This is a genomic window from Streptococcus sp. HMSC067A03, from assembly GCF_001814295.1.
Taxonomy (GTDB): Bacteria; Bacillota; Bacilli; order Lactobacillales; family Streptococcaceae; genus Streptococcus; species Streptococcus constellatus.
Genome location: NZ_KV815648.1, coordinates 90,408 through 116,006, shown reverse-complemented (window position 1 = coordinate 116,006; position 25,599 = coordinate 90,408). Strand labels below are relative to the sequence as shown.

General features: G+C 40.4%; 25 protein-coding genes and 2 pseudogenes. 3 read left to right on the top strand and 24 right to left on the bottom strand.

Going from position 1 to position 25,599, the window contains the following annotated elements; all coding sequences use genetic code 11:
• Nucleotides 1-70 precede the first annotated feature (70 nt).
• The 10 genes from HMPREF2963_RS04050 to HMPREF2963_RS04005 form a co-directional block, all read right to left on the bottom strand.
• Entirely contained in the window at nt 71-472 is a 402-nt protein-coding gene (locus tag HMPREF2963_RS04050) for a helix-turn-helix domain-containing protein (RefSeq protein WP_070668866.1), read from the bottom strand.
• 459 nt (nt 473-931) lie between these two features.
• Nucleotides 932-1,648 (bottom strand): YebC/PmpR family DNA-binding transcriptional regulator, encoded by a 717-nt coding sequence (locus HMPREF2963_RS04045; protein WP_070668863.1) that lies wholly within the window; start codon nt 1,646-1,648, stop codon nt 932-934.
• Nucleotides 1,649-1,763: 115 nt separating this feature from the next.
• A complete protein-coding gene (locus HMPREF2963_RS04040; protein WP_070668860.1) occupies nt 1,764-2,855 on the bottom strand; it encodes a nucleotidyltransferase in 1,092 nt (363 codons plus the stop codon).
• A gap of 1 nt (nt 2,856) precedes the next feature.
• Complete coding sequence (locus HMPREF2963_RS04035) at nt 2,857-3,591, bottom strand: class I SAM-dependent DNA methyltransferase (RefSeq protein WP_070668857.1); 735 nt, start codon at nt 3,589-3,591, stop codon at nt 2,857-2,859.
• A 91-nt stretch (nt 3,592-3,682) separates the two neighbouring features.
• A complete protein-coding gene (gene rsfS, locus HMPREF2963_RS04030) occupies nt 3,683-4,048 on the bottom strand; it encodes a ribosome silencing factor (RefSeq protein ID WP_003070487.1) in 366 nt (121 codons plus the stop codon).
• Nucleotides 4,049-4,642 (bottom strand): bis(5'-nucleosyl)-tetraphosphatase (symmetrical) YqeK, encoded by a 594-nt coding sequence (yqeK, locus tag HMPREF2963_RS04025; protein WP_070668854.1) that lies wholly within the window; start codon nt 4,640-4,642, stop codon nt 4,049-4,051.
• Nucleotides 4,632-5,273 (bottom strand): nicotinate-nucleotide adenylyltransferase, encoded by a 642-nt coding sequence (locus tag HMPREF2963_RS04020; protein ID WP_020998008.1) that lies wholly within the window; start codon nt 5,271-5,273, stop codon nt 4,632-4,634. Before HMPREF2963_RS04020 ends, yqeK begins: the two co-directional genes overlap by 11 nt.
• A 12-nt stretch (nt 5,274-5,285) precedes the next feature.
• Complete coding sequence (gene yhbY, locus HMPREF2963_RS04015) at nt 5,286-5,597, bottom strand: ribosome assembly RNA-binding protein YhbY (protein ID WP_003039538.1); 312 nt, start codon at nt 5,595-5,597, stop codon at nt 5,286-5,288.
• A gap of 63 nt (nt 5,598-5,660) precedes the next feature.
• Nucleotides 5,661-6,767, bottom strand: a complete 1,107-nt coding sequence (gene yqeH / locus HMPREF2963_RS04010) for a ribosome biogenesis GTPase YqeH (protein ID WP_070668852.1) — start codon at nt 6,765-6,767, stop codon at nt 5,661-5,663.
• A 2-nt stretch (nt 6,768-6,769) separates the two neighbouring features.
• A complete protein-coding gene (locus HMPREF2963_RS04005; RefSeq protein ID WP_070668849.1) occupies nt 6,770-7,297 on the bottom strand; it encodes a YqeG family HAD IIIA-type phosphatase in 528 nt (175 codons plus the stop codon).
• A 149-nt stretch (nt 7,298-7,446) separates the two neighbouring features.
• On the opposite strand from HMPREF2963_RS04005, the gene HMPREF2963_RS04000 reads away from it, so the two are divergent.
• Complete coding sequence (locus tag HMPREF2963_RS04000; RefSeq protein ID WP_003070495.1) at nt 7,447-8,073, top strand: TVP38/TMEM64 family protein; 627 nt, start codon at nt 7,447-7,449, stop codon at nt 8,071-8,073.
• 30 nt (nt 8,074-8,103) lie between these two features.
• On the opposite strand, the pseudogene HMPREF2963_RS03995 reads toward HMPREF2963_RS04000, so the two are convergent.
• From HMPREF2963_RS03995 to HMPREF2963_RS03960, 9 genes and pseudogenes are all read right to left on the bottom strand, one after another.
• Nucleotides 8,104-8,795 (bottom strand): annotated as a pseudogene (locus HMPREF2963_RS03995) (EamA family transporter); the annotation flags it as partial.
• Nucleotides 8,790-8,990: pseudogene (locus HMPREF2963_RS09710) on the bottom strand (EamA family transporter); the annotation flags it as partial. The pseudogenes HMPREF2963_RS09710 and HMPREF2963_RS03995, both read right to left, overlap by 6 nt.
• A gap of 92 nt (nt 8,991-9,082) precedes the next feature.
• On the bottom strand, nt 9,083-10,516 hold the full coding sequence (gene gatB, locus HMPREF2963_RS03990; RefSeq protein ID WP_003070499.1) for an Asp-tRNA(Asn)/Glu-tRNA(Gln) amidotransferase subunit GatB: 1,434 nt from the start codon (nt 10,514-10,516) through the stop codon (nt 9,083-9,085).
• Entirely contained in the window at nt 10,516-11,982 is a 1,467-nt protein-coding gene (gene gatA, locus HMPREF2963_RS03985; protein ID WP_070668846.1) for an Asp-tRNA(Asn)/Glu-tRNA(Gln) amidotransferase subunit GatA, read from the bottom strand. Before gatA ends, gatB begins: the two co-directional genes overlap by 1 nt.
• On the bottom strand, nt 11,982-12,284 hold the full coding sequence (gene gatC, locus HMPREF2963_RS03980) for an Asp-tRNA(Asn)/Glu-tRNA(Gln) amidotransferase subunit GatC (RefSeq protein ID WP_006270292.1): 303 nt from the start codon (nt 12,282-12,284) through the stop codon (nt 11,982-11,984). Before gatC ends, gatA begins: the two co-directional genes overlap by 1 nt.
• Nucleotides 12,285-12,360: 76 nt before the next feature.
• Nucleotides 12,361-14,097, bottom strand: coding sequence for an aspartate--tRNA ligase (aspS, locus tag HMPREF2963_RS03975; protein ID WP_070668843.1), 1,737 nt, complete (start codon nt 14,095-14,097; stop codon nt 12,361-12,363).
• A gap of 510 nt (nt 14,098-14,607) precedes the next feature.
• A complete protein-coding gene (locus HMPREF2963_RS03970) occupies nt 14,608-15,183 on the bottom strand; it encodes a cysteine hydrolase family protein (protein ID WP_003031209.1) in 576 nt (191 codons plus the stop codon).
• Entirely contained in the window at nt 15,183-15,971 is a 789-nt protein-coding gene (gene codY, locus HMPREF2963_RS03965) for a GTP-sensing pleiotropic transcriptional regulator CodY (protein WP_003070508.1), read from the bottom strand. Before codY ends, HMPREF2963_RS03970 begins: the two co-directional genes overlap by 1 nt.
• Nucleotides 15,972-16,138: 167 nt before the next feature.
• A complete protein-coding gene (locus HMPREF2963_RS03960; RefSeq protein WP_003070510.1) occupies nt 16,139-17,353 on the bottom strand; it encodes a pyridoxal phosphate-dependent aminotransferase in 1,215 nt (404 codons plus the stop codon).
• Between the two features lie 151 nt (nt 17,354-17,504).
• Here HMPREF2963_RS03960 and HMPREF2963_RS03955 point away from each other — a divergent pair, with 151 nt between their 5' ends.
• Nucleotides 17,505-17,957, top strand: a complete 453-nt coding sequence (locus HMPREF2963_RS03955; RefSeq protein WP_003070511.1) for a universal stress protein — start codon at nt 17,505-17,507, stop codon at nt 17,955-17,957.
• Between the two features lie 44 nt (nt 17,958-18,001).
• On the opposite strand, the gene HMPREF2963_RS03950 is transcribed toward HMPREF2963_RS03955, so the two are convergent.
• Nucleotides 18,002-19,390 (bottom strand): Cof-type HAD-IIB family hydrolase, encoded by a 1,389-nt coding sequence (locus HMPREF2963_RS03950; RefSeq protein WP_070668841.1) that lies wholly within the window; start codon nt 19,388-19,390, stop codon nt 18,002-18,004.
• Nucleotides 19,391-19,454: 64 nt separating this feature from the next.
• Here HMPREF2963_RS03950 and HMPREF2963_RS03945 point away from each other — a divergent pair, with 64 nt between their 5' ends.
• On the top strand, nt 19,455-20,417 hold the full coding sequence (locus HMPREF2963_RS03945) for an asparaginase (RefSeq protein WP_049493153.1): 963 nt from the start codon (nt 19,455-19,457) through the stop codon (nt 20,415-20,417).
• A 504-nt stretch (nt 20,418-20,921) separates the two neighbouring features.
• Here HMPREF2963_RS03945 and recG read toward each other — a convergent pair.
• The 4 genes from recG to HMPREF2963_RS03925 all read right to left on the bottom strand — a co-directional run bounded on the left by recG (nt 20,922) and on the right by HMPREF2963_RS03925 (nt 25,582).
• Nucleotides 20,922-22,937 carry an ATP-dependent DNA helicase RecG gene (gene recG, locus HMPREF2963_RS03940; RefSeq protein ID WP_070668839.1) on the bottom strand — a complete coding sequence of 672 codons (2,016 nt, stop codon included), beginning with the start codon at nt 22,935-22,937 and terminating at the stop codon, nt 20,922-20,924.
• Nucleotides 22,938-23,041: 104 nt separating this feature from the next.
• Nucleotides 23,042-24,148, bottom strand: coding sequence for an alanine racemase (gene alr, locus HMPREF2963_RS03935; protein ID WP_070668835.1), 1,107 nt, complete (start codon nt 24,146-24,148; stop codon nt 23,042-23,044).
• Nucleotides 24,135-24,500, bottom strand: a complete 366-nt coding sequence (gene acpS / locus HMPREF2963_RS03930) for a holo-ACP synthase (protein ID WP_037565938.1) — start codon at nt 24,498-24,500, stop codon at nt 24,135-24,137. Before acpS ends, alr begins: the two co-directional genes overlap by 14 nt.
• 41 nt (nt 24,501-24,541) lie before the next feature.
• Entirely contained in the window at nt 24,542-25,582 is a 1,041-nt protein-coding gene (locus HMPREF2963_RS03925) for a 3-deoxy-7-phosphoheptulonate synthase (RefSeq protein WP_070668832.1), read from the bottom strand.
• Nucleotides 25,583-25,599: the final 17 nt, after the last annotated feature.

Here is a 25,599-nt window from a genome sequence, read left to right as displayed (position 1 = left end):
AGATGACCTGAATATGAAAACTTACCAGAAAAGGCAATAGTTATTTCACCATCGCCTTTAATAATCATTCTCATTCGTTTTTATCCTTTAGTGAAGAGATAGATAGACTGGCTAAACCAAGTCCAAGCATTGTCAGTGCAGCCTTAGTGTCCAGTTTTCCTAAAGTAGATAAAACCACCACGGCAATCCCCATGGCTACTCCAAGTCCTCTCAACACGGTATCAACAATATCAAATTTTCCATTTCTTTTGTTTTCTTTCATCACTGTCTGTCCTTGCATCAGCTCGTCTACCGATGTATCAAACAGATCTGCTAATTTAGGAATGGTATTAATATCTGGATAAGATAAATCTCTTTCCCATTTTGAAACAGCCTTATCAGTGACCCCCATCTTTTCAGCCAGTTCTAATTGTGTCATTCCTTTTGCTTTCCTTAATGATGAAATCATCATACCTAGTGTTTGTTTTTTCATCAGATTTTTCCTCCCTCCATTTGCTAATTATATTGTAGCACCTTTTCTTACAAACTCAATCGACCAATAGTTTACTTCTCTCAACTTATAGTTTATCACTGGTTTATCTGCTTTTTACGCTCCTTATTTGAATTTTTAGAATAAGCTGAGCTACAACAAGCAGTCTTGGAAACCAACCTCACTCTTCAACTACATATTATTAGCTAGCCCACCTTTTCTACCAAACTTCATGTCTATTCTATCAAAGTAAAGAAGATACTAGTTCAAAATACTTACGGTCTTATAACTAAATTTCTTAAAAAACACTGAGAGATTAGTAAGTAACAAAAAAAAAGAGACTGGGACAAAATTATCTCAGTCTCAATCTGTATTAGTAAAAAACTATTGATGCAGTAGCTGTTGGACTCTTCATTTGCTTTTTAAGCTCAAAAGAGTATCTAAGCACCTCTTTCTTCACTATTAAAATCCTTCTACATTTGTATAAATCTTTTGGACATCTTCGTCATCTTCCAAAACAGAATACAATTTTTCAAATGTTTCTAAGTCTTCACCTGATAAGGTCACATCAGATTGCGGAATCATTTCCAATTCGGTAACTTGGAATTCCTCCACACCAGATTCACGAAGCACTGTCAAGGCTTTGTGCAAATCTGTTGGTGCTGTATAAACGGTGATAGTACCATCTTCTGCTTCTACATCATCCACATCAACATCAGCTTCTAGCAGTTGTTCAAACACACTATCAGCATCATCTCCTGTGAATACAATCACACCTTTATTATCAAACATATAAGACACTGAGCCACTCGCTCCCATGTTCCCACCATTTTTACCAAAGGCAGAACGAACATTTGCTGCGGTACGATTGACATTTGACGTTAAGGTATCAACGATGAGCATTGAACCATTTGGACCAAAGCCCTCATAACGTCCTTCAGTAAAGGTTTCGTCTGTATTTCCTTTTGCCTTATCTAACGCTTTGTCAATAACATGCTTCGGCACTTGCGCTTGTTTAGCACGTTCAATAACAAATTTCAAAGCTGAGTTCGATTCTGGATCTGGTTCTCCTTTTTTAGCTGCTACATAGATTTCAACACCAAATTTAGCATAAACTTTTGAGTTTGCTCCATCTTTTGCTGTTTTCTTTGCCACGATATTGGCCCATTTACGTCCCATTGGATATTCTCCTTTAGATTTTCACTTTTTCAATCTTTTTTATTATAACACAAGTCAACCTGAATTTCACTAGCAAATTAGTGACAAGAGACTGTTCTATAAGACAATTTTTTCATCAATCTACTATAATCGGGATCCTTCCAAAATTCTGTTCCTCTAGCTTTATATTTCCTAGTTGGTAAATACGATCAGCTTGCTGCGTTAAGGAATCCCATGGCTCTTGACCAATGCGGCTGATGACTTCGATTTTCTTTTTCATCTTTTTAAGATGTTCTTGACCTGCTTGAGTAAAACCTAATACGTGAATTCCGCTAGGCAAAAGCTCATCTCTTGCACCAACCAAAATATAGGTCAAAATCCGTCTGATTCGTGCTTTCGTATATCGCTTGGTAGCCACTTGTTCAACCAACTCTTCTGTGGTATAACTGGTTTTTGCTGCTTCCCGCAAGCGCACCGCAAGTTCCTGATTAACCTGATAAAAAGTAGTCAGATCAGGATGACTAATCATCTGATAACGCAAAAAAGGATAGAGTGCTGACCAGGTCACTTTGGGAGACTGAATCAGAAGTTCATGATCTGGAGTGAATTTTGCTAGAAAACCTGAACAATTCATTCGCTTTCTCAGAGCAGTAGCCGAAGCATATTTTTCATTTTCTTCCTGTGAATGGTAGCCTGCTCCCTGACGTATGATTGGTGTCAATTGAATATCTTTTCCAGCACAAGCTTTGGCATAAGAAAGCCCTAAAATGTGATTTGGGGTATTTCCAGTGAAGTGCACACCAGCAAATCTCTCCCACATTTCCTGCGTTTTCTGTGGATATGACAAATCAGCTGGCAAACTTTGCAAGTAGTCCACCATGTTCTGTTGGTTATCCCCATAAATCTGTGAAAAGTGCTGATAATCCAGATTTTCTTCCGTCCCAAAAGCCAACTTATCCACACCTAGACGCTCTAAAATGTCCACCGCACCTTGTGCAAAGTAATCCGCTGACTGAACAGCCACCAAAAATGGCAATTCAACCACCAAATCAGCGCCATTTCGCAGAGCCATTTCCGCGCGTGTCCACTTATCCACAATCGCAGGTTCACCACGTTGGACAAAATTACCCGACATAGCAACAACCTTCACACCATCAGCCTGCGACAGCAAATATTTGTGACCATTGTGAAAGGGATTAAATTCTGCGATAATACCAGTTACTGTCATCTCATTTCTCCGCTACAAAAAACCAACGCTTGCTTGTTTCTATTGGTGCCTCGTCTTCAAAATCTGCATATACCTTGACATTTTTAAAACCTGCTTGCTCTAACAAAATATCATAGGTCAAAATATCATAAGTGCGTTCTTCATGAACTTCGTCGTAGCGTGTAAAGCGCCCATCCTCATCTTGTAAGAAGAAAGTCAATTCGTGCACAACAGAATGCGGTGCCTCATCAGCATAGGTATCCCAAACCATGGCAAATTCTTCTGCATTTTCATGGTAAGAATAACCAGGAAAAACAGTATCTGTCTGATAGGTTGAGTGCACGTCAAAGATGAATACTCCGTCCTCATTCAAACAGTCGTAAACTTGTTTAAAGACATCACCAACCTCAACTTCATCAGCCATATAACAGATAGAATCTGAGTAACAAGTCACCAAATCGTAATTTCCTGCTTGCGACAAATCAAGCATATTGCCTTGTTTGAATTCGATAACTTCGCCTGCTTCTTTAGCCCGTTTTCTTGCGATTTCAAGCATATCCTCACTCAAATCAAGTCCGGTCACATAAAAGCCAACTTTAGCAAAACGAACGGATTGAATCCCTGTTCCACAAGCTAACTCTAAAAGCTTTTTCTTATCTTTTGGAAAATGGCGGAGCGAAAAGTCAGTCCATTTATCATAAAGGGAGTCATCCATGATAGCATCATAAACCGATGCAAACGTTTCATAAGTTGTCATCTTACCTAACAGTACCAAAAACAGGTACTTTCCTTTCTCCTCGTTGAAAAGGGCTGGGACAGCGTCCTCAACCCTTCATTGATATTTTTAATTACAAGGTTTGTTTCTCAAGTAATGGTGTTACATCAATACCGACCGCTTCATACCAGAGTTTTTCAAGATTATAGTGACTCCGCATTTCCTCGGAAAAGATATGAACGACCACACCACCTAAGTCTAGAAGCACCCAGCCTCCAGCAGCATCCCCTTCTACATGACTAGCTGACAGCCCTACTTCTGTGACTTTCTCACGGATATTTTCTGCAATAGCTTCTAGTTGACGACTATTCATAGAGCTAGCAATGACAAAATAATCAGTCATCGTCGTCAATCCCTGCAAATCTAGCACGGTGATATCTTCCGCTCGTTTTTCATCTGCTGCTTTTACAACAATTTCTAATAATTCTTTTTCTTTCATTTAATCCTCTTTCAAATAGTACACATGTGCATTATAGGTCTCCAAAGTTTGGGGATAGATCGGCAAGCCCTGATGAGCCAGATATTCCACTGTACGAGCTGTTTCATAAGCCACGGCTCGATTAAGCGAAACGTGAGCAATTTCACGTGCTTGCTCCACTCCTGGAAAGTCCCGATTAGGCTCAATATAGTCTGCTACATAAACCACCTTATCTAAATCGGACATCTGAGCAGAACCTACGGTATGAACCTCAATAGCTCTCAAAATTTCTGGATCACTCAATCCTAAATCTTCTTGAATTTTGTAAATGCCGACCATGCCATGCCAAACATTATTTCCCCAATCTTTCAGTTTTGGATCCAGATCATACTTATCAATCAGCGCCAGAAATTCTTCGTCAGAGAGCTTTTTCGCATAATCATGGAGCAGACCTGCCAAACCAGCTTTTCCTACATCTACTCCGAAGCGCTCTGCCAAGTTAATCGCTGCTTGTTCCACTCCCAGACAATGTTTAAAACGTTTTTCTGGTAACAGTTGCTGCATTTTGACTAAAAGCTGATTACGAGAAATTCCCACGTAGCTTTCATATCCCATTATTGTAAAGACCTTCTTTCTCGATATAGTTTAAAACTAGCTTAGGTAAGAGAAAATTTGGTGTTCGTCCTTGAGCCAGAAAGTCCCGAACCATGCTAGAAGAAATATCCATGAGCGGCACATCTACCCAAATAACTGGGTAGGACGTTCCTGCTTTATACCTAGGGCGTTGAACACCGACAAATTGAACCAAATCAACCAATTCATCAATCCGATACCATTTAGGAAGATAATCTACCATGTCCGCTCCGATAATGAAATAATAATCTGTATCTGGATGTTTTTCTGTCAAGAGCTTCATCGTATCATAGGTATAACTAATACCTTTTCTCTCAAGTTCAATGGTTTCAATTCCTAAACCTTTGATGCCTTCAATTGCCAACTCCAGCATTTTCAATCGGTGCTTCTCATCAATCGTTGTTTTCTTATCAACATGGGGCGGCTCATACTCAGGCATGAGCAAGACCTGATCTAAACATAGCTGCTGACGAACTTGATCAGCTACGACCAAATGAGCATTATGGACTGGATTGAAGTTTCCACCTAAAATCCCAACTTGCTTTCTTTTTTTTGCTTTTACTTCTGGTTCCAACTTCACCTTGGTGAAAGGAGTCAGTAATTCAATTGCCATAGGCTACTTCCTCTAAATTTCTTTTACCTTTACTGAAATTTTGCGGTTTTCCTTTTTGCTAGACTGCTTGTACAAAATCAAAATACGACCAATTTTTTGAACAGTGTCCACGCCGATTTCTTCTTCGAGAATTTCTGCTACTTCATGAATGTTCTCATCTGTATTTTGCAGAAGAGTCACTTTAATCAATTCTCTAGCATCTAGAGCTTGACGGACACTTGTTTTAATCTGGTCGTTGAGGCCGTTTTTGCCAATCTGAATAATGGGTTTGAGACTGTGAGCTTGACTATTTAAAAAAGCTCGCTGTTTAGATGTTAATGACATAGATTCCTCTTTTGTTTCTTATTTCGTTTGTCTTCTCTTTATTTTTCTAACAGCCATTTCTTCTTAGATAATGGCTTTGCGGGTCACCACTGCTACTTCCTCTGGCGCCCAAACTGCAATCTGTGCTGGTCCTATCACACGAATCCAGCCCAAACCTGAAAAGACTACATCTGTTTTGGTTTCAATTTTCAACTCATGCTTGACTAGCTGCGGAAAATCTGCCACTTCTTTTTTAGAGGGCGGTGTTAGCAAAGAACCAACATGCTTTTCATAAAATTCTCCCGCTCCTGCAAGCTTGGTGCGATGCAGCTTTAGTTCATTGTCAAAATAAGCAGTAAAACCTTGTTTGTTACCCGACACAAAATCAAAGCGTCCCAAGCCTCCTAAAAAGAGGGTTTGTTCAGGATTGAGTTGGTAAGTTTTGGGCTTGATTTCCTTTTTCGGGCTGACATATTTGAGATTTTTAGCAGATAAATAATGAGCCATTTGGTAGCGGTGGATAATTCCAGGTGTGTCGTAGATATGACTACCATCAACCAGAGGAATCTCAATCTTATCCAAAGTAGTGCCAGGAAAACGGGAAGTGGTGATAATGTCCTTATCCCCAGTGATTTCCTGAATAATAGCATTGATTAGCGTTGACTTACCAACATTAGTTACACCGACCACATAGACATCTCGGCCTTTCCGATATTGCTCAATCTTTTCAATTAGTTCTTTAATGGCTTGCTTATTTTGAGCTGAAGTCAGAACCACATCAACAGGACGCAGACCTTCCTCGTGAGCCCTCTCTGTCAACCATTGGGTCACTTTGCTAGTCTTAACAGACTTGGGAAGAATATCTTTTTTATTCCCAACTAACAGCACATCATTGCCGGCCACAAAGCGTGGTAAACCCGGAATGACCGAACCATTAAAATCAAAAATATCTACTACATTGACTACGAGAGCATTACTGTCACCCACTTCGTGGAGAAGCCTAAGAAAATCATCGTCTGTCAGCTGCACATCAGTAATTTCGTTGTAGTGACGGAGACGAAAACAGCGCTGGCAGTACAGTTCGCCAATCTCCATTCCCTTTTCCAAAGCAGACTGAGGAGTATAGCCTAACTTGTCCTTATATTTTGTCTGAATCGGTGCTCCACACCCAATACAGAAAATGTCTTCCATGTTTAAATTCCTTTTTTGTATTCAATCATTCCATATTTTTTAGTGATTTTTTTCAAAACTCTCCGCTCACGCGCCCGATTAATCTGAGTTTTTATTGAATCATGCTCAACCAGCGGCTTGACCAAAATCGAACGAATTCCAGCCCTGTGAGCAGCTCGAATATCTGTCATAAGCTGATCGCCTACCATGACCACTTCGCTTTTCTCAAAATGGAATTCCTTTAACGCACGATTAATCCCCCAAGTAAAAGGCTTCATAGACCAACAAACATAATCAATTCCAAATTTTTCAACTGCTCGCTTCACTCGTTTTTTGGTATTATTAGATACCACAATAATTCGAATCCCTGCATCTCGCACATCGTGAAGCCACTGCTTCATTTCTGGTGTTCCATCGGGATTGTTCCATGCGATAAGAGTATTATCTAAATCCACCAAAACAGCCTTGATACCGTGTTTTTTTAAACTTTCAACTGTCAAATCATAAACTGCCTCAATCGCAAAATCAGGCATGTAGTTTTCAATTGCCACATTTCTCTCCAAACATTATACTTCTACCTATTTTAACATAAAAAAAAGGTTTTCGCACCCTAGATCTTTTCATCGATTTTATGCACAATTTGCCAAAAAATGTTTAAAAATGTTATAGTAAGAATAGAGAATTTAACACGGAGGAACTTATGGCAAATACGAGTAAGAAAATGACTGCCGTCTCCCCTCTTTTACAAAAATTTATCAACTGGGCTTCTATTGTTGGAGCAGTTGGAACAGTAATTTTCTGTATCTGGGCCTATTATACTGGCATTTTACAATCTAAAGAAACCCTGTCCGCCTTTATTAAGCAGGCTGGATTTTGGGGACCACCACTTTTTATTTTCCTGCAAATCCTACAGACAGTTGTTCCTATTATTCCTGGAGCTTTGACTTCGGTTGCTGGTGTTTTTATTTATGGTCATATCATTGGAACCATTTATAATTATGTCGGTATCGTCATCGGCTGTGCTATTATTTTTTACCTAGCGCGTACCTACGGTTCTGCTTTTGTCCAATCGGTCGTCAGCAAACATACCTACGACAGGTATATCGGTTGGCTGGACGAGGACAATCGTTTTGAACGTTTTTTCATCTTTATGATGATTTGGCCTATCAGTCCAGCAGACTTCCTCTGTATGCTGGCTGCTCTTACGAAAATGACTTTTAAAAAATATATGATTATTATTGTCTTGTGCAAACCCATCACGCTTGTCATCTATACTTACGGTTTGACATACATCATCGACTTCTTTTGGCAATTATTTTCAAAATGAAAGACAGAGCAATGCGATTCGCTCTGCCTTTTATAAGATTCCTTTCCTTTTTTCTAATATCAAATCTTTTATAGAAATCAAGAAGACCGCCGATAAAATCATAAACATACCAGCAAAGTCTACAAGATAAAATTGCTCATGCATAATGAGAAAGGCAAAAAATACAGCCGATATGGGCTCAACAGCCGCTAACAGGCTAGATTTAACAGGTCCAACTAAACTGGTTCCTTTGAGAAATAGCGTATAAGCGAGGATTGTTCCCACTAAGATAATGCCCACCAAAGCTAGGTATACTTCCATTGACAATCGCAAATGAAAATGTAAGATACCACTAAATGGTGTTAGAGCAAGGCCTGCTAATGTCATCCCCACTCCAATCACCGGAATACTGCCCCACCTTTTTATCAATTGAATTGGGATTAAAATATATAAAGCGTAAGTGAAGGCAGCAAATAATCCCCAAAAAAGCCCTGCTGGCGTTACAGATAAGTGATCGAGCTGTCCATGAGTGGCAATCAAAAAAGTACCTCCAATAGCTAATATCATAGACAACACTTCTGTTATAGTAGGTGCAACCCAATCTTTGAGGCAAGTATAAGCAAGGATTCCAACCGGACAGACATATTGCAGAACAGTAGCTGTGCCTGCATTACTTTCATAAATAGATTTAAATAAGCAAATTGATTGAGCAAAAGTCCTAATAAAGCAAAAAGCACTAATGACATCATCGCTTCCTGATCTTTTAGCATTTCAAATAATTTTTTGCGATTGGTTAATACCATATACGATATCAACAGAACTCCCGCAATTAAAAGTCGAACATTCGTTAAAACTAAGACGGGAAATCCATGCGCCATTAAGTATTGCCCACTCGTACCTGACAATCCCCATGCAACTCCTGCTACTAATGTTAACATTGTTCCTTTGGCTGTCTTTGACATTCCACTTCTCCCTTTCATCGTATGATTATAACACAAAAAATCAGCCGAAACGACTGATTTTTTAGATTTTACAACTTCGCCAATTCCTCATTAAGCAGCTTTTGGGCTACTTGTGGATTGGCTTGACCTTTGGTAGCTTTCATGAGCTGACCAATCAGGGACTTGGCTGCATTTTTGTTGCCGCCCTTGTAGTCATTGAGGGCTTTTTCATTGTTGGCAAAGACTTCTTGAATGATTGGTAATAGCTGGGTTGGGTCTGAGATTTGGATCAGACCGGCTTTTTCCACATATTCCTTGGCTGATCCACCATTCTTCGCCAAATGAACAAAGACTTTTTTGGCAATTTTAGAAGAGATAGTGCCATCTGCAATCAAGGCAATCATTTCTGTCAGATTTTCCGGTGTCAATTCAATCTCTGCGATAGTCTTGCCCTCAGCATTGAGGTACTGAGCCACTTCACCTTGCAGCCAGTTTGACACAGATTTTGCGTCTCCGCCTGCTGCTACTGCAGCTTCAAAGAAGTCTGAGAGATTTTTCGTTGCCGTTAATTGTTTGACATCATAGTCTGATAGTCCGAAGTCAGCTTTATACTTAGCCCGACGTTCTTTTGGAAAAGCTGGTAAATCTGAGCGCACCGCCTCAATCCAGCTGTCATCAATCTCAAAGATTGGCAGGTCTGGCTCTGGGAAATAACGATAATCTGCCGAACCTTCCTTGACTCTCATCAAAAGAGTCTCACCTGTCGCTTCGTCATAACGGCGAGTTTCTTGACGAATCTGTCCACCGCTACGCAAAATCTCAGCCTGGCGTTTTTCCTCAAAAGCCAATCCCTTGCGGACAAAGTTAAAGGAATTAAGATTTTTTAGTTCTGTCTTGGTACCAAATTCTTCTTGGCCATAAGGTCGGATAGAAATATTTGCATCCACCCGCATGGAGCCTTCCTCCATCTTGACATCGGAAATACCCGTGTATTGGATAATTTCTTTGAGCGCTGTTAAGTAAGCGTAAGCTTCTTCTGGACTGCGCATGTCAGCTTCTGAGACAATCTCGATCAAAGGCACTCCTTGACGGTTAAGGTCAACATAAGAATAACCGTCACTGCCATGGGTATTCTTGCCAGCATCCTCTTCCAAATGAGCCCGCTCAATGCGAATTTTCTTAGTCGTGCCGTCTTCTAGCTCAATTTCAATCCAGCCATTATAGCCAATGGGCTCATCAAATTGAGAAATTTGATAGGCTTTAGGATTATCTGGATAAAAATAATTCTTGCGGTCAAAGTGCATTTTTTGATGAATGTCCATATTGAGCGCCAGAGCAGCCTTGATACCGTAATCAATAACTCCCTTATTCATTACTGGCAAGACACCTGGAAAAGACCAGTCAATGATATTGGTGTTGGTATTTGGATCTTCCCCGAAATGAGCCGGTGCTGGTGAGAAAATTTTTGAATTTGTTTTTAATTCAACATGGACTTCCAATCCAATAATCGTTTCAAAGTTCATTATTTTTCACCTCCAAAAATGACTGGCTTTTGCTTGTGGTAATCTGTCGTTGCTTCAAAAGCAGCTGCGACTTGGTAAATCGTTTCTTCATCAAAGTGGTTACCAATCAGCTGCAGACCAACAGGAAGACCATCTGCAAAGCCAGCTGGGATCGAAATACCCGGCAGGCCAGCCAGATTGACTGGAATGGTCAAAAGGTCGGCCAGATACATGGCTACCGGATCTTGGTTTTGACTGCCCAAGTCATAAGCTACCGTCGGTGCAGTTGGACCTAAGATCAAATCATATTTTTCAAAAACCTTGGCAAAATCTTGCATAATGAGCGTCCGAACTTGACCCGCCTTTTTGAAATAAGCATCATAATAACCAGACGATAAACTGAACGTTCCTAGCATAATTCGGCGCTTGACTTCCTCACCAAAACCTTGGCTGCGAGATTTAACATAGACATCTTCTAAGTTTTCAATCTCTTCTGCCCGATAGCCGTAGCGAATCCCGTCAAAACGTTGCAAGTTGGAACTGGCTTCAGAAGAAGCGATGATATAGTAGACTGCAACACCGTACTTGCTGTGCGGAAGGCTGACTTCTTCAACAATTGCTCCCAGACTCTCCAAATGCTGAGCAGCCGCTAAAATGCGTTCTTTGACTTTTTCATCAATTCCATCGCCCATGTATTCTTTTGGAAGGGCGATTTTCAATCCTTTAATCTCTTGACCAATCTTGCTAGTGAAATCAGGAACAGCTCGTTGAGAAGAAGTTGAGTCTTTTTTGTCATTGCCTGCAATCACTCCCAAAAGCTGAGCATTTTCTTTGACCGTCCGAGAAAATGGTCCAATCTGATCTAGCGAGCTACCAAAAGCAATGAGACCAAACCGAGAAACTCGTCCATAAGTTGGCTTGAGACCAACCACTCCGTTAAAGGAAGCTGGCTGACGGATCGAACCTCCGGTATCAGAACCTAGAGACAGGCGAACTTGACCAGAAGCAACTGCTGTCGCTGAACCACCAGATGAACCACCTGGAACTTTTGTAGCGTCCCAAGCATTTTTCGTAGTCTTAAAATAAGAGTTTTCGCTAGAACCACCCATGGCAAATTCGTCCATATTGGTTTTACCAACGATAATCATGTCCCTGCTGTAGAGCTTCTCCACACTGGTCGCATCGAAAATCGGCTTGTAATTGTAGAGAATTTTTGAGGCAGCTGTCGTTAGAATCCCCTTAGTAGAAATATTGTCCTTAACAGCCAGTGGAATGCCGCTCATGAGATTATCCGCATCAATTCCCTTTGCATCTACTGCTGCTGCCTGTGCCACTGCTTCTTCTTCACTAATCGTAATAAAACTATCAACTGCACTTTCTCGACTTTTCATATCTTCCAGAGTAGCTTTCGTCAGCTCAACTGCTGAAAGTTCCTTTTTGACAAGGAGATCATGCAATTCTTCAATTGTTTTTTGGTTTAAAGTCATTAGGCATCTCCTCCGTCATCTAGGATGGCAGGAACCTTGATATAGCCCCGCTCTTTTTCAGGTACATTTTGGAAAAGTTCTTCTTGATTCCAACCTGCAACTGGTACATCTTCACGCATATAGTTGACATTTTCTGCCACGTTTGATGTAAAAGGCACACCAGTTGTATCAACTTCGTTTAACAACTCCACCATGTCCACAATTTTTGACAAAGTTGTCGCAAATTCTGCTGTTTCTTCAGGTGAAAAAGCTAGTTTTGACAAGTGAGCAACATGCGTTACTTCCTCTTGAGTAATTTTCATCTCTGTTTCCTTTCTCTTCTTTTATTTTTCAGCATAACTGAAAAATAATCGTCTTCTTATTTTATCACAAATAGGCTTAGTTCTTCAATTCCAAATGCAGGTCTTTCAGCTGTCTTTGGTCAACCAAACTTGGACTTTCCAGCATCGGATCAAAGCCAGTACCATTCTTCGGAAAGGCGATGACTTGGCGGATATTTTCTTCCCCAGCTAAAATCATAACCAAACGATCTAAGCCTAGAGCCAAGCCGCCGTGCGGTGGGAAGCCGTATTCCAAGGCTTCCAGGAAGAAACCAAAGTCCCGCTCATAGTCTTCTCGGCTCATGCCTAATAGCTCAAACATGGCCTCCTGAGCTTTCCGGTCGTAAATACGAAGGCTTCCTCCACCAATTTCATAGCCATTCAAGACAATGTCGTAGGCATGGCTGCGAAATTGACCTGGCTCTTGCCCATCTTCAAAAATCCCCTGTGTGAAAGGATGGTGCATGGCTTGATAGCGGTTTTGGTCCTCATTCCACTCCAGCAGGGGCCAGTCCACAACCCAGAGAAAGTTCAGCAAGCTCTGGTCGATCAAATCAAGATGTTTTGCCACTTCTAAACGCAAGTACCCTAGAGCTTCTTGAGCTTGTCTTTTCTTGGCAATAACTAGCAAAAGTAAATCACCGTCTTGTGCTTTAAATCGCTCTATGAAGGCAGCTACTTCTGTTTCAAAAGTCGAAGCCAAATCCCCTTGAAGCCCACCAGCTTCCACCTTAACGCTTGCAAACCTACTAGCTCCAAATCCTTTCATTTCCTGATAGAAATGACTAAGCTGCTTTTTAGTGAATTCATTCGCAGCATTAGGAACACAGATACCCATCACTTCCTCTTGGTTATCCAAGGCTTTCTTGATGAGAAGCGATTCATTTGCTTGGCACAAATCCGTCAAACTATTCAGCTCTAAACCAAAGCGCGTATCTGGCTTATCAGAGCCGAAGCGGCTCATAGCCTCTTCATAGCTAATAGTTGAAAAAGCTTCTGTTAGCTCTAAACCATGAGTTTTCTTAACAACAGCTTTGAGCATGCCTTCAACAAGTCTGCGAATGTCTTCCTCACTAACAAAACTCATTTCCATATCAACCTGAGTAAACTCAGGCTGACGATCTCCTCGTAGGTCCTCATCCCGAAAGCAGCGAACAACTTGATAGTAACGCTCCAGACCAGCTCCCATTAGGAGTTGCTTCAGCATTTGCGGACTTTGAGGCAAGGCATAAAATTGATTTTTAAAAACTCGACTAGGAACCAAAAAATCTCTAGCTCCTTCCGGTGTAGACTTTGTCAAGTAAGGAGTCTCCACTTCCATAAAATCCTTACCGTTTAAATAGTCACGAATTGTGCTGGTTACTTGATGACGAAGTTTGAGGTTCTCTGTCATCTTACTCCGACGCAAATCTAGATAGCGATATTTCTGTCGCAAGTCTTCTCCTGTATGGGCGTGCTGATCGAGTTCAAAGGGAAGAGACTTACTGTTTGCAAGGATTTGAATAGCCTCCGCTCGTAGCTCCACCTGTCCAGACTTGATAGCTTTGTTGACAAAGCGACTTTCTCGTTTGACAACCTCTCCCGTAACAGAGATAACATCTTCCTTATGTAGATGATCAATTCCCGCAAAAGCTGGGCTATCGCCTGCGACAAAAACTTGAAGTAGTCCTTCTCGGTCTCTTAGCTCTATAAAAGCTAATTTCCCATGATTTCGGATATTGGCAACCCATCCGGTCGCTGTCATTTTCTGACCAACCTGTTCTAAACCGTAGTTTCCGATAAAAACTTCTTTCATGTTCTCTACCTCTTTCTAAATTCATGTTCAGTTTAATCACCAATTTACCACAAATTACATATAAAAATCTACGCCCATAGATCTAATGCTATGAAGCATTAAGCAATTTGGGGTTACAGATTCTGTCCAAAGGACAAAACTGCATCCACTCCTCTATGTGCTAAGAATTATAAGGAACATAGACTTTACTGCGTAAATCTATGTCCATAGCTCTAGACTCTAAAGCATTAAGAACGATGGAAAAACGGCTTTCGCCTGTAAAACAGACGAAAGCCGTGGTACCACTGTTATTCGTTGCATTGCAACCTCTGGCTCGTAACGTGAGCAGCCGTTTATGCTTTGATTCACACAAATCATTCGCAACAATATAATAGTTTTAAACAATATTATCTTTTGTCATAAATAGCATAGAAAAAACCATTTTATCATTGACAGTATGTTCTTCGGATTTTGCTTTCTTGGTGCTGCTCTCAGCTTTCAGCACTTTCTGTGCAAGTCAGCAAGCCTACTCTACTGCTTTTTTACTTTTAAATTGTTATCTATTATAGTCGAACCTAAAACATTTTGCAAGTGATTGAGAGCAAATTTATGATTTTCTTCAGAAAGAGAAGCTACCGCAGGTTCTACCACCTCAATTTGATACCCTAAATTGTAGGCATCGATTGCCGTATGCAGGACGCAAATATCCGTCAAGACTCCTGTCAGAATCACCGTGTCTACTTTTCTTTCTCGCAGACGTATATCCAAATCTGTGCCGGAAAAGGCAGAATAATGACGCTTATCCATCCAAAAGACTCGAGAGTCCGCTTGATAGGTTTCATAAAAGTCAGCCAATGGTCCATAAAGATTGCGTCCACTAGTTCCTTTGATATTGTGTGGTGGAAAGAGTTTACTTTCCGGGTGGAAAGTATCTCCTTCGTCATGGGCATCAATTGCAAAAAAGATATAATCTCCTCGCTCAAAAGCTGCCTCGGTCACTTGGGCAATAGCTTCAGAAATTGCCTGAGCTGGAGCTCCAGCTGTCAACTTGCCATCATCTGCCACAAAATCCACCGTATAATCAATCGAAATCAATGCTTTTGTCATCAGTAGTCTCTCCTTTTAATCTCTTCAAAGACATCGGGAATAAGGACTTTAAGGTAGGTTCCTTTCATTCCTAAAGAACGACTCTCAATAATGCCTGCACTCTCTAGTTTACGCAAAGCATTGACAATCACTGAGCGAGTAATCCCAATACGATCTGCAATGACCGATGCTGTCAACTGTCCTTCATTACCATTTAGTTCACCTAAAATAGCTGAAACAGCTCGTAATTCTGAATAAGATAGCGTATTTACAGCCATGGTTACGGCTGTTCGACGTCGAATATTTTTTTCATCTTCTTCTCGTTGGAAGTTGAGTAGCTGAATCCCAACTACTGTACTTGCAATTTCAACTAAGATCAAGTCATCATCATCAAATTCTTTATCATTTCGCCAAACAATCAATGTTCCTAAGCGAATCCCTGATACATGAATAGGCGAAATCGTCGTCAAGCCATCTGGAAATTCATCTTTGGTTTCGACTGGAAAAATAGATAAAGCATGATTGACAGGAAGATTAGCTTCTGTATCATACATCAAATTCGCTGTGCGAACATACTCTTCTGGGAAGATTTTTGTTTGATAAAATGCTTCCACCCGGTCATTATTCGTCTTGTAGCGCATAAAATACCCCAAAAGACGCCCCTTGCTGTTTACAATACAAGCATTGCAATCCATAATCTCAGCTAACTGCTGAGTAATAGCATTGTAAGGCAATTCTTCCTGTAAGCGCTCATCTGAACGGCGCAAAATAGATGTAATTTTTCGTGTTTTTGCTAATAAGTTTGCCATAATTTACCTCGCATATAATCTTATTGATTATACCATAAAACGCTTTATTCTTCAACAATTATCTGAAAATTGTTTATTGAAACACAATTAAGTCTCATTAACTTTTTCAAAACTCCTCAATCCGCATTTCCAATACCAAAAAAGCAACCTTTCGGCTGCCTGTATGATTATCTTCGATATTGCCTTAAGAAACGCGTCATCTTTTCTTGGATCTGTGCTAATTCATCTACACGTGGCAGATAAACGATACGGAAATGATCTGGATCTTTCCAATTAAATCCGCGTCCGTGCACCAGCAAAATCTTTTCTTGCTTTAAGAAATCAAGCACGAATTGTTCGTCATCATCCACTTGATACATTTCTCTATCAATTTTTGGAAAAATATACAGTCCTGCTTTAGGTTTGGTCGCAGACAAACCTGGAATTTCATTGATAGCCTTGTAAATAAAATTCCGTTGCTCATAAATGCGACCACCAGGAAGCAACAATTCGTCTACTGACTGATAACCTCCAAGAGATGTTTGGACCACATGCTGAGATAAGACGTTTGAGCACAAACGCATATTTGACAGCATATTCAGTCCTTCGATATAATCTTTCACATGAGATTTTGGACCTGAAAGCACCATCCAGCCTACGCGAAAACCTGCGATACGGTGCGATTTAGACAAACCGTTCATGCTGACGCAGAAAAGATCCGGTGCCAGACTAGCAATCGCTGTATGTTTCTCACCATCCATCACTAAACGGTCATAAATCTCATCCGCAAAAATAATCAAGTTATTTTGTCGTGCAATTTCAACAAGGTATTCTAGGACTTCCTTAGGATACAAGGCACCGGTCGGATTGTTTGGATTGATAACGACAATAGCCTTTGTATTAGAAGTAATCTTTGATTTGATATCTTCTATATCTGGATACCAATCCGCCTGCTCATCACAAAGATAATGAACCGCATTGCCTCCTGCTAAGCTAACAGCAGCTGTCCAGAGCGGATAATCAGGCATTGGCACTAGAACTTCGTCCCCATTATCCAGCAAGCCCTGCATTGACATAACAATCAGCTCGCTAACCCCATTACCAAGATAAACGTCCTCAATATCGACATTTGGAATATTCTTCAACTGACAATACTGCATAATGGCTTTCCGAGCAGAAAAAATTCCTTTCGAGTCTGAATAGCCCTCGCTATCACGCGCATTCATAATCAAATCATGAATCACTTCATCTGGTGCCGTAAAACCAAATTCGGCAGGATTTCCTGTATTCAAACGGAGGATCTTCTCACCATTTGCACGCATTCGCATAGCTTCTTCTAGGACTGGACCACGAATATCATAAGCTACATGTTCTAACTTTGTCGATTTATTAAATTCTTTCATCGAACTTTTCCTCATTTCAAAAGAGTCAATTTATTATAACGCAATTTTTCTAAAAAATCTAAAAAAGTTCTTGTAAAGTCTACCTGAAAATGCTTTACTTTTTTCATGTAAAGGGTTACAATATTAGTAAAGAAAGAATGGAGGTATCCCTATGCTACAAAGATATCAAAACATTATGGTCGCTGTTGATGGTTCTCACGAAGCTGAGCTTGCTTTTGAAAAAGGGGTAAATGTGGCACTAAGAAATAATTCACGTCTCACAATCGCTCACGTTATTGATACACGTGCATTGCAAAGTGTTTCCACATTCGATGCCGAAGTTTATGAAGAATTACAGGCAGATGCTAAAAAATTAATGGATGAGTATGCCCAAAAAGCAAAAGAAACTGGCGTCACAGACGTTGTCACAATTGTTGAAATGGGTAACCCTAAAACCTTACTTGCAACAGATATTCCAGATGAACAAAAAGTCGATCTCATCATGGTCGGTGCTACTGGGCTCAATGCCTTTGAACGTTTATTGGTCGGTTCCTCATCTGAATACATCTTGCGTCATGCAAAAGTTGACTTACTTGTTGTTCGTGATAAGGAAAAAACATTATAATCCAAAGATAAAGAGAGATTGGCATAACCAGTCTCTCCTCTTTTTTATTCTTCATTTTTTTCACAATTCCGTTGATAAGCTTGAATTTGACGTTCAAGTTCTTTTTTGATAGCAGGCTCCGGTGCATAATTTTTTTCCCAATCATCTGGTTTTAAAATTTTATGAGTAACTGGGTCAAAGTGCGCTTTACCATCTGGGAAGAGTTTCCCCATATTCGCTTGGTGTACAATTTCAAATAAGCGCTCAGGATCTACTCCCATTAAAACAAAACTACCATAAGTAAAATATAGCATATCAATCAGTGCATCTACTTGTCCAACGAGAGACATCTCTGCATTACTCTTCTGTTTAACCTTATCGGAAGCTTTATCTATCGCTTTATGCAAAGATTGAATAGACTGATTGAAAATTTCTTCTGAAGGACTGGCTGCTCGTAAAAATTCCACTAGTTCTTCTACCTTGAAGCCTGCACGATGACGAGCACCCTCTGTTGTCCACAGGATGGGCTCTTCCTGCGTGCATTCATCCATTATCCCATGAAATTCTTTAACCTTATTAAAGTGGTGGTCGCTACTGATAAAGACTTTTTCACTCGCCAAAATACCAAAATGCTCCAAAGCCTTATGAATTCCGTCCTGACTATTACTGCTAGTAGTGTGTTTCGCAACTTCTTTCACGCGACTAGTTCCATTTCCCATAGCGATGGACATCCCAACCCCCGCTAACATTTCAACATCATTATCAGAATCACCAAAAGCCATGACTTGATTGATATCAAAGCCATATTCCTTTCCAACCAACTTAATCCCCTCTAGCTTGGACATACCCTTATTGATAATGTCAGCTGCAAAAGGACTGCTGCGAGTAAATTTTAAATTTGGAAAATCGGCTTCTATAGATTGTGTTTCTCTCGGGGTTGCCAACATTAACACTTGATAAATCGGCTCTTGAATAGATTTAAATAAATCATTCTGTTGTTGAGGAAGCGCCTTGCTGATTACATGATTGAAACTTTTATTAACCAAGTGTGTCATCTTTTTCGGAACAAAATGACTGGTCCATTGAGAAAATTTGCTCATGCCAAAACTCATGATTTTTGAGCCAACCACTCCTGATTCTGTTCCAAATGAAATTTCTATTTTATGCTGGTGAGCATACTGAATCAAGTGACGCAAGCTGGTTTTATCAATTGGCTTAGCAGAAATGACTTTATCTTTTGAAAAAATATATTGTCCATTATAGCTCACTGCAAAATCTAAATCCAACTGTTCCATAAAGGATTGGACAAAAAAGGGGCCTCTTCCTGTTGCTAAACCAACTAAAATACCTTGCTGTTTTAAACTATGGATCGCTTGTTCTGTGGATTTCAAGACCGTCCGACTATTATTTACTAATGTCCCGTCAATATCAAAAAAGACTGCTTTGATTTCCATTCATTTCTCATCTCTTTCTTTTATGATACAATAATTATAGCATAGATTCAGGAGAAGCTCACTTATGACCAAAAGAATTCTAGTTTTACATACTGGCGGTACTATTTCCATGCAAGCTGACACCACTGGAAAAGTCGTCACAAATGAACATAATCCCATGAACCATGTCGCAGTTCCTCTAGAAGGCATTCAAGTGACTGCTCTTGATATATTCAATATTCCTAGTCCTCACATGACACCACAGCACATGCTGCAATTGTACAAAAAAATCAGGGCAGATGGAAAGCAATTTGACGGTGTTGTGATTACTCACGGAACGGACACTCTAGAAGAAACAGCATATTTTTTGGATACGATGGAACTTCCAAATATTCCTGTTGTTTTGACTGGTGCCATGCGAAGCTCTAATGAACTAGGGAGTGATGGGGTTTACAATTACTTGTCTGCACTTCGTGTTGCAAGTGATGAAAAGGCACGCGGAAAGGGCGTTCTAGTAGTTATGAATGATGAAATCCATTCTGCAAAATACGTAACAAAAACACATACAACAAATGTCAGTACCTTTCAAACGCCAACTCATGGTCCACTTGGATTGATTATGAAAAAAGAAATCCTCTATTTTAAAACTGCTGAACCACGCGTGCATTTTCATTTGAATAAGATTACTGGCTTGATTCCTATTATCCCCACCTATGCTGGAATGACAACCGAATTGCTGGATATGTTAGATTTGAAGAGAATAGATGGTCTCGTCATTGAAGCCTTCGGAGCTGGGAATCTACCACAAGAAGTGGCACAAAAGCTCAGTCATATGACTGCTTGTGGTCTCCCAATTGCATTGGTGTCTCGTTGCTTCAACGGCATTGCAGAGCCAGTTTATGCTTATGAAGGAGGTGGCGTGATGCTTCGTGAAGCAGGAATTATGTTTGTTAAAGAATTAAATGCTCCTAAAGCTCGTATCAAACTTCTCATCGCCCTTAACGCTGGACTTCAAGGGCAGACATTAAAAAACTACATAGAAGGCTAGATTCTTATATAAATAAAAAGCCTCGATTAATTCGAAGCTTCTTAGGAGATTTATGAAAAAAAGTTTTTTAACTCGCTTGTTTTTTTAGTTATCTACCATATATTTCTAATTCCTTTCCTGTTTTTTTGAATATTTTGTTATAATTCACTTTAATGTTTACTGTCATTGGACTTACCTCTTTCTTTTTGATGAATTTAGTATAGTCCGAAAAACTTAAAACAGGCTTATAGATTTCTTTCAGAAAACTTAATCTAAAATTTAGTTTGTAGTCTCTCCTACAAAGCTGCTCAACTGTCTCCTGGACTATTGAGGTAATGAATGAAGAAAACAAAGTTTTTGTCAACAGCACTTTTTCAAGCTTGAAAAGCAAACGAAAAGTGACTTACTTTCAAGTTTTATCTGCAACGACGCAGTGTTTTGCGTAATTAGTTACTTCGTCGTTGCTTTATTACACAGTATGCTTTGAGGCTGGATTTTGTTCCAGCCTCTTTTTCGTTTCATCTTCTAATCCAAGTAGTCCTGCGTATCCAAATGAAGAGCTACGATATGCCAGTCTGCATGCGTTCTCCAATCAGAAATGGACACAATTTGACTAGCGACTTTTCTGGCTTCTTCTAAAATTGGATAATCTTCTACAATATCCGCCACTTGAAACTCTGGAATCCCTGATTGACGCGTGCCGAAGATTTCACCAGAGCCACGCATTTTCAAATCTTCCTCAGCCAAGACGAAACCGTTAGTCGTTTCCGTCATGATTTTCATGCGTTTCTTGCCGGATTCTGTCTTAGGATTAGCCACGAGAACCGCATAAGATTGCTTGTCTCCACGTCCTACCCGACCACGTAACTGGTGGAGCTGACTGAGCCCAAATCGATCCGCATCCATGATTAGCATGACCGTAGCATTGGGGACATTGACACCGACTTCAATAACAGTCGTGGAAACCAGAATGTCAATTTTTCCTTTCTTAAAATCCTGCATAATAGTATCTTTTTCTTCGCTCTTCATTTTACCATGTAGCAGAGCTACTTGTGCTTTGTCACCGAAATAAGCCTTTAATTCCTCTTCCAAAGCAATAGCATTTTTCAGATCCAGCGCTTCCGACTCCTCAATCAAAGGAGAGATGACATAGACCTGAGCACCTCGTTGCAGCTCTTTCTCCAACCAATTGAGAACCACATTCAGCTGCTCGTGCTTGACCCAGCGAGTGATAATCGGCTTACGCCCCGCTGGCATTTGATCAATAACCGACACATCCATATCGCCAAAGGCAGTGATCGCAAGTGTCCTCGGAATCGGTGTTGCAGTCATCATGAGCACATCAGGATTATTTCCTTTTTCTCGCAAAATTCGTCTCTGTCCCACTCCAAAGCGGTGCTGTTCATCAATAATCACCAGACCAAGCTGGTGATATGTCACACTTTCTTGAATCAAAGCATGAGTACCGACAATCATATCTACCTGACCAGCCTCAATCGCTTCTAGTGCTTGTCTGCGTTCTGTCGGCTTCATTCCTCCTGTCAACAGAATTATCCGTAGTTCAGGAAAAAGTTGGCTCAAGCTATCAAAATGTTGCTCTGCCAAAATTTCAGTCGGTACCATAAGAGCAGATTGCAAACCAGCTGTATAGGTAGCATACATGGCTAGACCCGCAACCACCGTCTTTCCACTACCGACATCTCCTTGCAAAAGCCGGTTCATGTGGGTTGGTGCTTGCATATCTTGTAGAATTTCATCAAGACTCCGCTTCTGGGCAGCTGTCAATTCAAAAGGTAGCAGTGTCAGCTTTTTTTCTAATAAATCATCTCGCCAAGGAATAGCTAACCCTTGACTCGCATTCTTGCTTTCGCTCTTTAGGACCTGTAACTGCATTTGAAAGTAAAAAAGCTCTTCAAACTTGACCCGACGCAAGGCTTGTTTGTATTCTGTTAAGTCTTTTGGAAAATGCATTGCTCGTACGGCCTGACTGCGTTCCACTAACTGATAGCGCTCCAGCAGAATTTGAGGCAGATTTTCTTCCAACAGAAGTTCTAAGCCTTGGTCAAAAGCTGTCTTAATGACTTTCACCAAACTAGCTTGACTAATCCCTTGTGCCACTCGATAGACAGGCTGTAAGTCATCCTCCACTTGTGCTAAAATTTTCATACCTGTCAGACTCGCTTTTGCTTTATCCCATTTCCCGAAAATAGAAATGGTTGAACCAACCTCCACTTTGTCTGCCAGATAGGGTTGGTTAAAAAAATTGACTGCAAGCACCACTTCGCCTTGTTTTATAGTAAAACGTAGACGATTACGTTTATAGCCATAATACTGCACATTGACTGGCGTAACGACAAGTCCTGAGATAACCGCCTTTTCACCATCTTCCAGTTCTAACACATTCTTACTTTTAAAATCTTCATAGCGAAATGGAAAATAGAGTAGTAAATCCTGTAGGTTTTCAATTCCCAGCCTAGTAAACTTTTCAGCAGATTTCGGTCCTACACCCGGCAGAACCGTTAAAGGTTGGTGTAAATTCATAATTCCTCTTTCAGTTCTGTTTCTTAAGAATTTATAAAAGCAGGCTAAAACAGACACCCTCCAATAGCTCTTTGGATTGTTTCCGACTACTTTTAGATTTCAACTCATTCTTTGTAAACTCTAGGGACGCGGTCGCTGATCAAACAAACCACTTCGTAATTGATGGTTTCCTGTTTTTCTGCCACATCTGTTGCAGAAATAGCTTCTTTACCACTTTCACCGATAAGGACAACTGACGTTCCAATAGGATAAAACTGAGGTAAACGAACAGTAATCTGATCCATAGATACGCGTCCAACAATGGGACAAGGATTCCCGTCAACTAAAACATTAAAGCCTTGCATATCTCGCGTCCAGCCATCAGCATAGCCCAGTGGAATCGTTCCAATGAACTGTGGGCTATCGCTAGTGTAAGTAGCTCCGTACCCTACATCTGCCCCTACTTCTAATTGCTTGACGTGAACCAATTCTGAAACCAATGAAAGAGCTGGTTTGATGTCATAAGGCAGCTCCAAAACAGTTCCACTTGGATTAAGCCCATAAATGACATCGCCCAAACGGATTGCATTCATAATCGTCTCACTATGCCATAGAGTCGTTGCCGAATTACTAGCATGAACAATCGGTGGAATAGTTTCTAACTGCCCTAAAATTTCTTTAAAACGTGCTAACTGTGCCTCAAATTTTTGCGTATCTGCTTCATCAGCTGTCGCAAAATGGGTGAAAATTCCTTCGACCTGAGCACCTGCCTTTTCCAAACGATGAATCGCTTCTTGAGCGTCTTGGCTATTTCGAAAACCAATCCGCCCCATTCCAGAATCAATTTTTATATGAACAACCAGTCCAGTTAGGTCTATGTCTGACTTCAAGAGTAAATCAATCCATTCTAAACTAGCCACCGTATAAGTAATCTTATATTTAATTGCCAATGGAACAGACTGGATAGTTGATACTCCCAGAACCAGAATTTTTTTTAAAATAGCAGCTTCTCTCAGCTCTACCGCTTCATCAATATTGGAAACACAAAAGCCATCCACAATTGGCTCAATAGATTGCGTAACAGCAACTGCACCGTGACCATAGGCGTCTGCCTTGACAACAGCCCATTTTTCTACATTGTCTGGAATATGCGCTGCAATTTGTTTAATATTAAATTGAATAGCAGCCAAATCCACAATAGCCTTAGTAGGCCGATGATTACTCGTTTTCATGATGTTCCTCCAAAATAACACTAGCTGTGACGACATTATCTGTGTGGCTGAGTGACACCCAGACCTTGCCAGAAAAAGGTGATTTGCTAAAAATAGGCGCTCCCTTTTCATCGTTTAAAATTTCTAAATCCTGAAAAGTGACACAGCCGATACCAGTCCCCCACGCTTTAGAAAAAGCCTCTTTAGCAGACCAACGCCCCGCCAAATATTCCATTTTTCGCTTACCAGTCAGTTTTTCAAATCGGTCAAATTCTGCGGCTGTCAAAACTTTCCTAGCAAAGCGAGCATTTTTTTCATAAACTTTTTGAATAGAAGAAATTTCCTCTATATCAATACCATGTCCTTTAATCATCTTTTTAAAAAGAGTTGAGACTAGTCTCAACTCCATCCTTTTTATTTTTCATTTTTAGATAGGGTAGTGTAAATTTCCTTGACTAATCTGACTGTATTATCCCAACCCAAACAAGGGTCTGTGATGGATTTTCCGAACACCTCAGGCTCATTTTGACGGCCATCTTCTAAGTAAGACTCGATCATAAAGCCGCGTACAACTTTTTTGATTTTCTCATTCCAATCACGGTTGATTAAAGTTTGACGGACAATTCGTACCTGTTCTAAATACTGTTTTCCAGAATTATCATGGTTGGTATCAATGATGATAAAAGGATTTTCTAAGCCCATTTTTTCATATTGAGCAATCGTATCTAGTAAATTATCATAGTAATAATTTGGGATGTTCTTTCCGTATTCATCAAGACCACCGCGCAAAATAGCATGCGCTAAGGGATTACCTGAAGTTTCTACTTCCTTACCAGCAAACAAGAAACTTTGTTTGTTTTGGGCTGCATAAATCCCATTAAACATAACATTAAGATTTCCAGAAGTGGGGTTTTTTAAACCAGTCGCAACGTCAGCTCCACTAGCTACAAAACGGTGTTGCTGATCTTCCACAGAACGCGCTCCAACAGCCATGTAAGAAATCAAATCATCTACCAAAGGAAGATTTTCCGGATACAACATTTCATCAGCAGTCGTCATTCCTGTTTCTGTAATCACACGATAGTGCAAATTGCGTACTGCTTTAATGCCGTTGATTAAACTTGGGGCTGCTTTCGCATTTGGTTGATGAATCAAGCCTTTATAGCCGTCACCATTGGTACGAGGTTTTGCCGTATACACACGCATCACCATAAAAATATGGTCTTTTACCTCTTCTTGAAGGGCAGATAAACGTTTTGCATATTCTAGAACAGCCGCTTCATTGTCAGAAGAACACGGACCAATGACTAGCAGAATGCGGTCATCTTCTCCGCGAATAATTGCATTTAGTTCCCGATCTCGTGCTTCTTTTTTGGCTAAAGCATCTCCTTTTAATTTCGATAGATTGCGAACTTTTGCTACGTCAATTGGCTGACTAGTTGCTTTAAATGTCATAATCTCCCCCTATACAC

Bases quoted from the DNA above. Each gene is read 5' to 3' on its own strand.
- HMPREF2963_RS04050 (WP_070668866.1), bottom strand. From the start codon at position 472: ATGAAAAAACAAACACTAGGTATGATGATTTCATCATTAAGGAAAGCA.
- HMPREF2963_RS04045 (WP_070668863.1), bottom strand. From the start codon at position 1,648: ATGGGACGTAAATGGGCCAATATCGTGGCAAAGAAAACAGCAAAAGAT.
- HMPREF2963_RS04040 (WP_070668860.1), bottom strand. From the start codon at position 2,855: ATGACAGTAACTGGTATTATCGCAGAATTTAATCCCTTTCACAATGGT.
- HMPREF2963_RS04035 (WP_070668857.1), bottom strand. From the start codon at position 3,591: ATGACAACTTATGAAACGTTTGCATCGGTTTATGATGCTATCATGGAT.
- rsfS (WP_003070487.1), bottom strand. From the start codon at position 4,048: ATGAAAGAAAAAGAATTATTAGAAATTGTTGTAAAAGCAGCAGATGAA.
- yqeK (WP_070668854.1), bottom strand. From the start codon at position 4,642: ATGGGATATGAAAGCTACGTGGGAATTTCTCGTAATCAGCTTTTAGTC.
- HMPREF2963_RS04020 (WP_020998008.1), bottom strand. From the start codon at position 5,273: ATGGCAATTGAATTACTGACTCCTTTCACCAAGGTGAAGTTGGAACCA.
- yhbY (WP_003039538.1), bottom strand. From the start codon at position 5,597: ATGTCATTAACATCTAAACAGCGAGCTTTTTTAAATAGTCAAGCTCAC.
- yqeH (WP_070668852.1), bottom strand. From the start codon at position 6,767: ATGGAAGACATTTTCTGTATTGGGTGTGGAGCACCGATTCAGACAAAA.
- HMPREF2963_RS04000 (WP_003070495.1), top strand. From the start codon at position 7,447: ATGGCAAATACGAGTAAGAAAATGACTGCCGTCTCCCCTCTTTTACAA.
- gatB (WP_003070499.1), bottom strand. From the start codon at position 10,516: ATGAACTTTGAAACGATTATTGGATTGGAAGTCCATGTTGAATTAAAA.
- gatA (WP_070668846.1), bottom strand. From the start codon at position 11,982: ATGACTTTAAACCAAAAAACAATTGAAGAATTGCATGATCTCCTTGTC.
- gatC (WP_006270292.1), bottom strand. From the start codon at position 12,284: ATGAAAATTACTCAAGAGGAAGTAACGCATGTTGCTCACTTGTCAAAA.
- aspS (WP_070668843.1), bottom strand. From the start codon at position 14,097: ATGAAAGAAGTTTTTATCGGAAACTACGGTTTAGAACAGGTTGGTCAG.
- HMPREF2963_RS03970 (WP_003031209.1), bottom strand. From the start codon at position 15,183: ATGACAAAAGCATTGATTTCGATTGATTATACGGTGGATTTTGTGGCA.
- codY (WP_003070508.1), bottom strand. From the start codon at position 15,971: ATGGCAAACTTATTAGCAAAAACACGAAAAATTACATCTATTTTGCGC.
- HMPREF2963_RS03960 (WP_003070510.1), bottom strand. From the start codon at position 17,353: ATGAAAGAATTTAATAAATCGACAAAGTTAGAACATGTAGCTTATGAT.
- HMPREF2963_RS03955 (WP_003070511.1), top strand. From the start codon at position 17,505: ATGCTACAAAGATATCAAAACATTATGGTCGCTGTTGATGGTTCTCAC.
- HMPREF2963_RS03950 (WP_070668841.1), bottom strand. From the start codon at position 19,390: ATGGAAATCAAAGCAGTCTTTTTTGATATTGACGGGACATTAGTAAAT.
- HMPREF2963_RS03945 (WP_049493153.1), top strand. From the start codon at position 19,455: ATGACCAAAAGAATTCTAGTTTTACATACTGGCGGTACTATTTCCATG.
- recG (WP_070668839.1), bottom strand. From the start codon at position 22,937: ATGAATTTACACCAACCTTTAACGGTTCTGCCGGGTGTAGGACCGAAA.
- alr (WP_070668835.1), bottom strand. From the start codon at position 24,148: ATGAAAACGAGTAATCATCGGCCTACTAAGGCTATTGTGGATTTGGCT.
- acpS (WP_037565938.1), bottom strand. From the start codon at position 24,500: ATGATTAAAGGACATGGTATTGATATAGAGGAAATTTCTTCTATTCAA.
- HMPREF2963_RS03925 (WP_070668832.1), bottom strand. From the start codon at position 25,582: ATGACATTTAAAGCAACTAGTCAGCCAATTGACGTAGCAAAAGTTCGC.